Source organism: Lysinibacillus sphaericus OT4b.31, assembly GCF_000392615.1.
GTDB lineage: Bacteria > Bacillota > Bacilli > Bacillales_A > Planococcaceae > Lysinibacillus > Lysinibacillus sphaericus_B.
This window is the reverse complement of the sequence record NZ_KB933398.1, coordinates 1383576-1395728: the sequence shown is the minus strand read 5'-3', so window position 1 is coordinate 1395728 and position 12153 is coordinate 1383576. Positions and strand designations below refer to the sequence as shown.

Annotated in this window: 11 protein-coding genes and 1 pseudogene; 3 read left to right on the top strand and 9 right to left on the bottom strand. The window is 33.2% G+C overall.

Annotated features, from left to right (window positions below; genetic code table 11):
- Both H131_RS24930 and H131_RS24260 read right to left on the bottom strand, forming a co-directional pair.
- A pseudogene (locus H131_RS24930) lies at positions 1-316 on the bottom strand (hypothetical protein); the annotation flags it as partial.
- A 274-nt stretch (positions 317-590) separates the two neighbouring features.
- The gene (locus tag H131_RS24260) at positions 591-767 is read right to left on the bottom strand and encodes a hypothetical protein (RefSeq protein WP_155242378.1); all 177 of its coding nucleotides are present in this window, start codon (positions 765-767) and stop codon (positions 591-593) included.
- A 116-nt stretch (positions 768-883) separates the two neighbouring features.
- Here H131_RS24260 and H131_RS06230 point away from each other — a divergent pair, with 116 nt between their 5' ends.
- From H131_RS06230 to H131_RS06220, 3 genes are read left to right on the top strand one after another with little or no spacing between them, the layout of a single operon-like run.
- Positions 884-3187: an ATP-binding protein gene (locus H131_RS06230; protein ID WP_010858236.1), complete on the top strand. Its 2304-nt coding sequence runs from the start codon at positions 884-886 to the stop codon at positions 3185-3187.
- A gap of 5 nt (positions 3188-3192) precedes the next feature.
- A complete protein-coding gene (locus H131_RS06225; protein WP_010858235.1) occupies positions 3193-3825 on the top strand; it encodes a response regulator transcription factor in 633 nt (210 codons plus the stop codon).
- 47 nt (positions 3826-3872) lie between these two features.
- Positions 3873-4814 carry a polyprenyl synthetase family protein gene (locus H131_RS06220; RefSeq protein ID WP_010858234.1) on the top strand — a complete coding sequence of 314 codons (942 nt, stop codon included), beginning with the start codon at positions 3873-3875 and terminating at the stop codon, positions 4812-4814.
- 85 nt (positions 4815-4899) lie between these two features.
- Here the strand turns inward: H131_RS06220 and H131_RS06215 are convergent, their stop codons facing one another.
- The 7 genes from H131_RS06215 to H131_RS06185 form a co-directional block, all read right to left on the bottom strand.
- On the bottom strand, positions 4900-5595 hold the full coding sequence (locus H131_RS06215) for a transglutaminase-like domain-containing protein (RefSeq protein WP_010858233.1): 696 nt from the start codon (positions 5593-5595) through the stop codon (positions 4900-4902).
- A 241-nt stretch (positions 5596-5836) separates the two neighbouring features.
- Positions 5837-7558: an MFS transporter gene (locus tag H131_RS06210; RefSeq protein ID WP_010858232.1), complete on the bottom strand. Its 1722-nt coding sequence runs from the start codon at positions 7556-7558 to the stop codon at positions 5837-5839.
- Positions 7559-7599: 41 nt separating this feature from the next.
- The gene (locus H131_RS06205; RefSeq protein WP_010858231.1) at positions 7600-8760 is read right to left on the bottom strand and encodes an acyl-CoA dehydrogenase family protein; all 1161 of its coding nucleotides are present in this window, start codon (positions 8758-8760) and stop codon (positions 7600-7602) included.
- Complete coding sequence (locus tag H131_RS06200) at positions 8757-9632, bottom strand: hypothetical protein (protein WP_010858230.1); 876 nt, start codon at positions 9630-9632, stop codon at positions 8757-8759. Before H131_RS06200 ends, H131_RS06205 begins: the two co-directional genes overlap by 4 nt.
- Positions 9633-9643: 11 nt before the next feature.
- Positions 9644-10600, bottom strand: a complete 957-nt coding sequence (locus H131_RS06195) for a peptidase U32 family protein (RefSeq protein ID WP_010858229.1) — start codon at positions 10598-10600, stop codon at positions 9644-9646.
- A 14-nt stretch (positions 10601-10614) separates the two neighbouring features.
- Complete coding sequence (locus H131_RS06190) at positions 10615-11784, bottom strand: cysteine desulfurase family protein (RefSeq protein ID WP_010858228.1); 1170 nt, start codon at positions 11782-11784, stop codon at positions 10615-10617.
- Between the two features lie 10 nt (positions 11785-11794).
- A complete protein-coding gene (locus tag H131_RS06185) occupies positions 11795-12148 on the bottom strand; it encodes an iron-sulfur cluster assembly scaffold protein (RefSeq protein WP_010858227.1) in 354 nt (117 codons plus the stop codon).
- Positions 12149-12153 lie beyond the last annotated feature (5 nt).

Below are 12153 nucleotides of genomic sequence, written 5' to 3'. Positions count from 1 at the left end.
GCTGTAGTTGTTGTTCGAGTAAAAATTCTTGAATAAGTCGTTGTAAAAAAGCAGTCGCTTCAGGCGTGAATTTTTTATCCACAGCGGCACGACTAATCAAAATATCTTGTTCCATTAGTAATTTTGTACAGAGGTCTTGGATCGTACAATTGACTAAATTCCCGTGAACATGAAAAAGTAATGAAAGAAAATCACTCGCTGTTACGAGACGCTTTCTTTTGATAAAACCCGTTTCCTTTGCGATTTCATCGACGCGCTCAGGGCGAATGCATTCAAATAACTTTTGGAGTAACTGTATATTTTTCGGTGTCTTCATAAAAATGACTCCTTCCAAAAAAGATTTGTATTTATCCATACCATCTTTTTCGAAAGAGTACACATTTTTGTTAAGTTGACAGCTATGGACTTACGCCATGCCCGCGAAAAGCGTCCGCCGGAGTGGAAATCAACGGGCTCGTATAGATACTTCTATATTAAAAGAAAAAAGACTGTAAAGTGATGAAAAAAATGTTTCCATCACCTTTTTTGCTTAAAAATTGTAGCATGCAAACCTAAAGAAATTACTGTTATTTAAGGATTCTTAAAAAATCTTATCTAGGTAACCAGGATGAAGATTTTTGTAAAACATCTGACTTGTCAGAAGTATTGATAGCCTCTTGAATAAGGTTTAACTCTGAAGCCGAAAGATCCCCAACCATTTCCACTTTTTCGAAGTCTATTTCTTTATTAGCTCCTGAAAGCATTGCATGAACTATTTTCATCATCATAGTATTCCCTTCCTTTCAATTTCTTTACAATTATAATACTATAAAAGAAGCAGGTAATAACCGCAATTATATTAGAGATAACCGCAAATTTTTTATTCTGGGAAGGATTAAAAATTATGAATGACAAAAGAAAAATACTAGTTTTACAGTTTATATTTTTAATAGCTCATCTTTTTTTAATCTTAACCATGCTTACACCCTATATAGGCATAGAAATACAATCTAACAACAATGATAATGTTGTCATTTCCAATGTATATGCTAATGATGGTTGGGCGCGTTATACAAATCTTACAGCCGGAGACATCATCTTAGCAGTAGATGATAAAGAAATTACCTCTATAAAAAATTATAAATACAATAATTGTTTTGTTCATGGTTCCTCAATAAAAGTTATAAGAAATAATGAAATTAAAAACATCCAAGCACCACCTAACTCACTTAATGATACTTTTCAGGAAATTATTATTCCTAGCATATTTTCCTTAACTGTATTTATACTTACTTTATTTATTTTTCAACAAAATAGTAAAGTTGCTTTTTATTTAACAGGATTTCTTCTATCAGTATCTCTTAGTTTTTTTGCCTCTACAGAATCTGGACGAGGGGATATTGTTTCAAGTATTTTAATATGTGTTTTTTTCCCACTTGGTTCCCTTTTCCTTACACTTTTCATTCATATGTTGTTATTGGAAAAAGGCATAACTAAAAATAAATGGCTAACTTTTTATAAAACCAATAGTGTCATTTGTCTGTTCGTTATTTTTCTAAAATTAATGACTCTTACTTTCAACAATTTTCTCGATGTTATCAGTACTATACTAATTTTAAGCTATTTTTGCCTCAATATTTGTTTTTCAATAATGCTCTTACTTTATTTTTATCTAGCCACTAAAGGCTCTCATCATGAAGTCTTTTTAAAATGGTTAATATTAATTCATGTATGTGCCTTTATCCCATTTATTTTTTTACACGCTGTACCATATATTTTTAATCTTCCCTATCTGCAAGATGATGTAGCAGCTTTTACGTTATTTATTATTCCTATAGGTTATTCTTATATAGTCTTAACTAACCGTTTAATAGACATAAATTTCATATTAAAACAGATTCCATATTATACATTCTTAACATTTATCCCCACTTTACTTTTAACTATTTTAGTAATAAGCGAGAGATTTTACACAGAAAATATCGTTCTGTATTTTATGATTTTATTTTTGGCCATCCTTATTATTAATATTGTTACATTATTTTCAAAAGAAAAAATAGATTTTCATTTAAAAGATAGTTTCATATATAATCATTCCTATTTGTCAAAAAATTTAAATGAATTTGCTCAAAAATTACCTTCTGTTATGAACGAAAACGATTTAGAAAATTTACTACTTAATCAAATTACAGAAATATTAGAGCCACAAATTCTTCTATTAATAAGGTTAAATAATGAAACACTAGAATTTCAAAGCATTGATTATAATAACAATAATTCAGAGAATAAGCTTACTGATTTCATCAAGAAAAAGCTAAAAAACAATACTACTGATACTTTAATTGGCAACCCGAATTATCTAGGAATTGAACTATATCAAACTGAACACTTTGTCACCTATTTATGGATAAGTCAAAAAAGAAATAATACCACTTTTAATATGCACGAAAAAATGTGGCTAATTAATATTGTCAAGTATGTAAGATTGGTCCATGAAAATTTAAATATAGTAAAAAATATTATAAAAACAATAGAACAAAGAGATACTACTAATCATCAATCATCTCATACTCTTTCTAGATTTTTATTACAGTTAGGTGAACAAGAACGAATAAGACTGGCGTCTGATTTACACGATTCAGCTTTGCAAGATCAAACAATTTGGTATCAAAAACTAGATAAGGTAATACAAAATTCAAGTACCTTGCAAGAAGAAGAATTAGCCACATTAATTAAAGTAAAAAACGGTTTATTGGATGTTATCAAACAGCTTAGGGAAACTTGCAGTGAGCTTCGCCCCAATTTTATGATGAATACAGACTTTACAGCTTCGTTAGAAGAATTCTGTAAAAAAAAGCAAATGAAAGTGAGTTATATTTTGAAGTACGAATTCTATGATATTTCCAATTACTCCAATAATCATAATTTAACTATTTCTATTTATCGGGTGCTTCAAGAACTACTAAACAATGCGGAAAAACATTCTAAAGCCGCTGTTGTTTCAGTGGAGATGTGGGAGGATAAAGATTATATATTTTTAGACTATAAGGACAATGGTGTGGGCATGAACAATTCTATAGAAAAATATACTGAAAACCACGTTGGCCTTATTGGCATAAAAGAAAGAATTCATATCTTAAATGGTGAAATTGAATTTATTTCTCAAGTCAATAAGGGATTACAAATTCTAATAACAATTCCGAGGTGATAACAATGACTCAAATATTAATTGTAGATGACCACCCAATGGTTGGTCTCGGTACAAAAAATATACTAGAAGAAGTAACAAATTTTGATATTACTTATTTGTTAGATAGTCAACAGGTTATACAAGCCATTAAAAAAAAATCTTTTGATATTTACTTACTAGACATTAATATGCCTAACTGTTCGGGAATTGAATTATCAAAAAAAATCTTAAAAACGCATGCTGATGCTAAAATCATTTTCTATACAGGATTTGACTACTCCTTTCAATTTAATACGTTAATCGAACTAGGTATTTATGGAATCATAAGTAAATCTGCCTCATATCAGGTTTTAGTTTTGAATATACAGGCTGTGTTAAACGGCTATGTATTAGTACCGAGAGAAATGCTGATACGGTCGTCACCTTCAAACTTTTCACAAGGTTTATTAACTGCTGATCATCGTCAAGTGTTTTCGCAAAAAGAGCTAGATATATTAGAGAGTTTAGCAAAAGGTTCCAGCAATAAAGATATTGCAGATGAACTTTTTATGAGTATTCGTGCAGTTGAATATAATCTAACAAAAATATATAAAAAGTTGTGTGTCACCTCTCGTTCCGAAGCAGTTGCAAAAGTATTAAACAAAAGTCAAATATAATTTTTATTACTGTAGTCACGCGTTTTTGTACAAGGAGGAATTTTTTAATGGAGACACGCTACAACATTCAATTACGTGAAGAATTAATACTAATAGCAAATCAGCTAATTGAGACATCTTTTACAGATCACTACTTGCAAAATCTTGCCCAAAGTTATGTAAGTTTTAAATTTCATCAAAGTATTAATTTTGCCCTACTAACCGAACTTCATTATTCCATCTTTAGAGAGCAGCAAACTTTTAAGGAAAAAAGAGAGCTTCAAGTAGTTATGGAGCTCATTATTTTAGCAGCAGACATTTTAGATGATATTCAAGACAAAGATGCAGCTATTTATCCTTGGTCTGAGGTCAATTTTGATGAAAATTTAAATATAATTATTGGTTTCTTACTATCTGCGTTCAATCAAATTACTTTATTAGATTGTTGTTTCGAGGTTAGAAATTTCATGAGCCAGCAAATTCATAGCCTATTGTTGCAATCCATTAATGGACAGCAAAAGGATATTTACAATCGAATCACTACTGAAACAGAATATTTAGAAATGGCTAGCTTGAAATCAGGTTCACTTATGCAATTGGCCTGTGTATTAGGAGCGGGTAATGTCTCAGAAAAAACATTGGATATAATTAAAACATATTCTAACTATCTAGGTATCATTGCTCAAATCCGCAATGATGTGCACGATTTGTTAACAGATTACCATATAAGTGATTTACATATAAAAAAAATAACTTTACCAGTCCTTTACTATCTTTGCATAGATGACGACGATTTTCGCCCTATAAAAAATTACTATAATAGTAAGCAAAACTTTACTCATTTAGCAGATTCAGAAAAAGTCCATTTTATGAAAATCATACGTCATGGTGGAGCTATTCAATATTGTAATGTAATCGAAAAAATTTACCACCGTAAATTTATAAATAGCATTGAAGGTTTACCTATCTCGAACATAGCACGCGAAAAGCTAATAAATCTAAAATTTTAGCATCATGTCATATAGTGTAGAAATAGGAGTCTACATGCATTCAACTTAGCAAGTAGACTCATTTTTTTCCTTAAATAAAGACGACTCACTGATCTCTCAATATATCCAATCTTCGATTAATTTTTTTTCTTTTTCTATTAAACATTAAGCGCTTTAGCTTATTTCCTGTATTGTTATACTTCAAAAATAGTTCATCCGGGTTATTAAAAATTCCTAAATCATCTGTTATAGAAAAGCTTTGAACAAATACACTTTCACCAGTCCAACATAGATTTATATTATCCTTATCTTTAACAGCAATTCCATACCCTATAAAACCATCATTAAAACTACAAAGTCTATTTTTTACTTGTTCCAAATAAGAATCATCTATAATTACACCTTCAAGGGCAATCCATTGATCATTTACATGCACCTCTGTCCATGCGTGGACAATTTTATTGGGCGCTAATAGGTACGTGATACCAGTTAATGCACCCTTTTGCATCTTTTTATCAATAAAGAAACCATGAATTCTACAAGGAACGCCAACAGCTCTTAGTAAAGCCATTAACAGTGTACTTTTTGTATTACATTGCCCATAGCCATCTTGCAACACTTCCGAAGCAGGTATATCATCTCCTCGGTTATACCCGAACTTAATTTCATTTCTGACAAAATCATAAATCTGCCTGATTCTATCTTCATAATCTAAGTTGCCCCAGCCCTGTTGTTTTACTAGTTGCTGAAACATTTCATCATTAAAATTTAACATTGCTGTCGGTTCCAAATATTTTTCCATCTTTTCTCACCCTTTTCAGTTATCCTCCACAACAATCTTTTAACTTTTTCTATATATTTACTATTATAACAATTGTTTTCTATCAAAAGTATGGTATCTTACTACTCAAAATTTTCCTTATTTTTTGCTCACTTTGAATTATGTATGAAAGTTAATCGAAATATTGCGAATAAAATAATGACTATCTACATATCGAAAATCAATTTTAATCGGTAGGGATTTACTTCTCCCTACCGAAAACTTAAAGAATTTCTTCTACTTGTTTCTTCCTTAAAAAAATTAATGATAAACTAAAGATACAAGTTAAAAGTAATCCACACCAAAATGCTTTCGTCATCGCCTCCGCAATATAACCTTGTGCGTCACTCTGTATAGTATTTTGAATATGATTAACTTCCTTCTCTATATTTGCTATTTCTACATTTACCGTCGCAGTTACTTTCTTTTCTATGTCTGGAGTAGCATTAACTTCTACTGCTTGAGGCATTTGTTTTAACGTTTCCTCCAATTTCTTTGCAACAAATTGATTTTGCATTTCCTGAGGAATTACAAAATTCTCTACTTTTCTTTCCCCTTCAAATAACGTATCTTTTTTTCCTTGCAGATTCTCAATCGCAATGGTTTTTACAGCATCAGGCATATTGCTATTTTCAAAGCGTGCCACCCCGTCTGCAACAACATCATTCGCATATTGATTTAGAAAACTTAGTGTAATGGATACAAATAAAGATACACCAAGAGCTCCTCCAAGATTTCGTGCAGTGGCAAAAATACCTGACCCTAAAGACACATGCTTTTCTGAAACAGAAACCGTACAAACAGTTACACTTGTAACCATGATGATCCCTAACCCCGTACCTAGTAAAGACATCATGGTAATGAGCATAGAAAATTCTGTATCAGGTGTTAATTTCAATAAGAACACAAAACCTATAACTGTAAATACATAGCCAAAAAGCATTGGAATCTGATAACCAATTTTATCAATTAATCTTCCAACAATTGGTGCAACTACTAACATTACTGCTGATAATGGTGTAATTAAAAACGAAGCGTGTAATGTAGTAAACTCCTTCACCTGAGTAAGATAAATTGGCAATAAAATTAACGTTCCCATTAACAAAATGCCACCTAAAAAGTTCGAAAGAATTCCACCTAAATAGTGTTTATTTTTAAATATTGTAAAATCAACTAAAGGTAAATTTGTCCGTTTCTCTATAAAGATAAATAATAGAGTGGCAATTAAACTAATAGTGAAATATATATAGATGGTTGTAGAAGTCCAGCCTAGTTTTTCACCCTGTAATATGGCAAATGTTAAAAAATAAAGCGCAATACTAACGACGATCACGCCTAGTACATCTAATTTAAATGGTGATTTAACGTCTCTACTTCCTTTAAAAGCTACTAAGATGAAAGGGAAAGCTATCATGATAACTGGCACATTTATATAAAAAATCCAACGCCAATTTATAAATTCAGTTACAACTCCCCCAAGACTTGGGCCAATAGCTACTGCAAGCGCACCAACTGCTCCCCAAATGCCCATTGCCAGCCCTAATTTTTCAGGTGGCACAGCAGTTCTTACGAGCATCATACTAGTAGGTATAATCATAGCTCCTCCAATTCCCTGTAAGACACGAGCAGCTATTAAAACTTCTACCGTAGGTGCCATGCCGCACAAAAGGGAGCTAATCGCAAATACAATAACTCCAACTAAAAAAATTCTAATCCTTCCAAAAAAGTCTGCTATTTTCCCTAAAGTAATTAACAATATCGCTAGTGTCAGTACAAAGGAATTGATTATCCAGGAAGCTAAATTCAAATTAATGTGATAATCATTCATTATATTAGGGAGAGAAATATTGACCACCGTACTATCTAAAAATACTAAAAACAAACCTAAACTAACCGCTAGTACTTGCTTCATACCTCCATATTTAGGCTCAGTTTGATTTGGCATTTTCAACCCTCTTTCATCCATTACATGGAATATTGAATCAACTACAGCTGCGTAGGCACATCCAATACAATTTTTCCGATTAATTCTTTTAACACATCTGGCGTCGGTCCCATGACTGTTCCCGCCATACTATCGCGAATGTATCTCTCTATTGGTGTATTGGCTGAATAAGCATGGCCTCCACAAACTTTTAAACCTATTTCTGCCACTCTTAGTGCTGTTTGACAAGCCATTACTTTAACCTCTAATGTACTAACCATATCTACTTCCTTGTTTTCCATCCGTTGCACAAAGGCATTTAAAGCTGTTTCCGCTTGATCACATAGTACTTTCATTTCCCCTACCATTTGTTGAATACTTTGGAAGTCAGAGAGATTCGTATTAATATGTGTATAAAAGCGTTTCTTCACATAGGTTACTGATTCGTTATAAATCGCCTTAGCAATCCCAATATTTACTGCTGAAATACCAATCTGTCCCATTGGAAGCAATGCTTCACGCGTAATTTTAAAGCCTTCTCCTTCTTCTCCAATAAGCATCTCTGGATTTAAATACGCATCTATATTTAACGGTGCACTTTGATTACCTCTCAGTCCCATGCCTTCCCATGTGCCACCTACTTCAATTCCATCATAATTACTCGAAACTGCGAAAAAGTTACTTTGCATAGAATTTTTAGCAAATGTTGCTTTGGAGTTTATGACATACAAATCTGCCTCTCCTGCGCTTGTCACCATAATTTTATTAGTTTTTAAGCGAAGGCCGTTGTCAGTGCTACGTACCTGGCTTACAGGTAAAAAGAAATAGCAGCCTGAACCCGCTTCACTCAGTGCAATCGTTGTAAGACAATGACCTTGTGCAATTTTACTTAAAATATTTTTTATATAATCACTATCTTTTCCATATAATAAAATAGAAACTGCCGACATATGTTGCACATAGATAAGTGCCGTGGAAGCACAAGCTTGAGCTAACCTGATAACTGTTTCTTTATATAAAGATAGAGGAGCTTCTAATCCGCCCAATTGCTGTGGAATTATTAAGCCTAATAAGCCATTTCGTCCAATCTCGTTAATATTTTCTCTCGGGAAAGCTCTCTCTTTATCAATATGAGCCGCGTTTGGTGCAACGAAATCAACTATAATATCATCCAATTTTGTTAAAATATCTTGCGTTAAACTCTTTTCCTGAATGTTACTCATTTTATTGCCTCCTCTTTAAGAAGTATTGGTGAAAATCTTGCATCGTCGCACAATGAATCCACTTCAAACGGTATGCTTTCGTTGTGCCGCTTAATATCCTGGACAACGATATTTCCATAAATAATTAAATTACCCATTTTTTCTCTATTTTCTTTGGAAATCTTTACTGTTACATCCTCAAATCTATTCCACCGTTCTCTCGGCTCAATCGTAATGCCGTTATTACATAAATGCTGGCAATTTCCTAATGGCTCGTTATAGAGTCTGAGTGTATGGCAGGACCTCGAAGTGGATACCATTGGGTAATGCAAAAAACCATTAACTTTTATCCCTTCATCTCTTAGCAGGTTCACTGAATTTTTCATGTAAGCATTTAGATCTGCATCTATTTCTGCCACACCATGTTCTTTTAGTAGCTTTATCATTGCAGGATTTGCAATATTCAATTGTAAGTAATTCTCTTTAATTGTCTGATCTTCGTACTGTAAAATATCTTCATACCATGGGCAGTTCCCATAACTAAAAGCTAATTGTCTGCCTACCGATAAGGACACTGTTGACGGCAGTTGCTGTTGTGCTAAAAAACGCATTGTTCCCCAATCATTGATGATTAAATTTATTTCATAATGAAAAAAACGCTGCATCCTCGTAAAAAATTCATTCATAGCTGTTTCGAATAAAATAGGCATTTCGATTTTGACTCGTTTATCTCGTTCCAATAAATAAAGGATATGTTGCTCTTCAATGCCATTCATTTTATAGTGGCACCCTGAATGTCCTAAAGAAACAACTTGATAGTTCCCTAAAATTTCTTCGGTTACTTCATATAAATATTCGTGGTGAATCCGTAGTTCTTTTAATGGCGTTTTCAAATAAGCACCACCTAAATGTATGTTTTTGTAATAGCAGTTGATTTGTAACTACATCGGCATTTTTCACAAAAGCGTGGCACCCATTTCATAATCCACATTAACTGCTCCTGCTCCATTACTTTCATTTTTTGTTCTATAGAGAATCCAGAAACGCCCATTTCTTTCCATTCATTAAACATATTGACCACCATAGCTAATGTAACAGGATTAGGCGCCTCCCTTCCGATAAATTTGATAGCAGTCACACCAGACGAGACTAAATCTTCTAAATTACACAAGCTACAATCCGTTGCGCTATCTAAAATATGATGCTGATTTATTTGATTGTTCAATGGGGACAGTATTCGATATAGTGTTCTAACGCCTTCTCCCATTTCATTATTATTTGGACTTTCCCATAAGCGACAATAATTAGCTATGCTACCTGTTCCAAAATTGCCTGTAATCATTAGTTCTACATCTAAATTTCGCAGTGACTGAATTTCTTCTAATGTCATGGACTGTGAAATCGTTATACGTCTTACACCTAATTCTGTTAAAATTTCTGCCCCATATTTATTGACTGGCGCTAATTGCGAACCCGAAATCATTTGAATATTCTTCTCTACATTCTTTAGAAGATTTAGAGATTGCATAGAAGAAATTGTAATAGCATCTACACCTTTCTCAAGGGCTCTATAAACATGGCTTTGAAAACTTGTCTCTAAGCTGTTTGGAATGAAAGGGGTATTTGCCATAAATATGACTTTAATTTGATGAGCTTTAGCCATAGCCATAATGTCGTCTAAATCATCCCAATCCGAAAAGTGGGCAGGGTAGTCAGCTACTGTCTGAAACTTATTATCAAAAGACATCTGCTGAAAAAGTGGATTAGAGACGCCAAAATAGATTTCATTTGCACCCGCCTCTATCATTTCTTCCATCATAAATTTTGAGCGCACAGGTGCCACCATTTTTAAATTATCCATTTTATTCTTCCTTTCTATCCTACAGGGAGAATGCTCCTTAGACGGGTGACAGCTTCTGTCAGACTGTCAACAAGATAATCAATATCTTTATAGTCTGTATAAAGGCCAAAACTAATACGAATAGAAGATTTAATTCTTTCTTCAGATAGTCCGAGCGCAAGCAATACATGGGAGAGTTCAGCCTTTTCTGCACTACAGGCAGAACCAATAGACACCGCAATTCCATATAATTGACTTAAAAGAACCGACAGGGCTTCTGCTCTAATATTCGTAAAGGATATATTAAAGGTATTTTGTAAGATATCACCTTCAATTTCCGGACTATTCATCTCAATTTGTTCAATGGCATTTTTTATTTTATCTAAGAAATAGTTTCTTAAAGCAAATGTATTGTGTTTATGTTGCAATAAGTCTTCCCTCGCTAAAGCACAAGCTTTACCAAATCCAATGATACCCAATAGATTTTCAGTACCTCCTCGTTGGCCGTTTTCTTGCCCACCACCATGAAGTAGCTGAACCAACTGGTTGGTCCCATTTTTTAAGTACAATGCGCCCGCACCCTTAGGACCATATATTTTATGAGCCGCTAGCGATAGCGCATCCACTTCTAAATCTTGAACATTTATAGGGATTTTCCCAAGCGCTTGTACAGCATCTACATGAAAGAAAATATCCTTATTTATTTGCTTAACACATTTCGCCATCTCTTTAATTGGTTGAATGGTACCAATTTCATTATTCGCGTACATGATCGAAATTAATGCAGTATGTTCATTGATAGCATTCTCTAAATCTTCTAAAGCGATAAATCCATTAGCATCTACAGGTAAATAGGTAATTTCTGCACCAAGTGAAGCTAAATAATGACACAGCTCTAAGGTCGCCGAATGTTCGATTTTAGAGGTGATGATATGAAATGGTCGCTTATCACAGGCAAAGAAAAATCCTTTTAAAGCAGTATTGATTGACTCTGTACCGCCAGAAGTAAATAAAATTTCTGAGCAATCTGCGTTAATTAATGCAGCTACTTGTGAACGCCCCTCCTCTATTTTTTCTTTCGCTAATTGACCAAAAGAATGTGTGCTTGAGGGATTACCAAATATCAATAAATTATCTATCAAAATTGAAGCCACTTCCTCACGAAGAGGGGTAGTGGCATTATAGTCAAAATACTTCCCTAACATAAAAAACCTCCTATGCTTCACTAAGTATTTGCTCAAATAAATCATGTAGAATATTTAAACAATGCATTTGTGGAGGTTCTAGATCTCCAAGCATACGATCAATTTCATGCGTTAACAGTTGACCTATTTCAGCTATGGATTTACCGATAATATAATCTGCAAAAATATCAGCCGTTGCCAACGACGTAGCACATCCGTATGCCTTATATTTTGCATCTACTACCTTTCCATCCATTACTTTAATTTTCATAAAAATCGTATCTCCACAAACAGAATTACCAATTTTCAATTCTCTATTTGCATCAATCATATCTCCTGAATGTCTAGGTTTGCTGAAATAATCAACAATGATAGAATTGTACATATTAG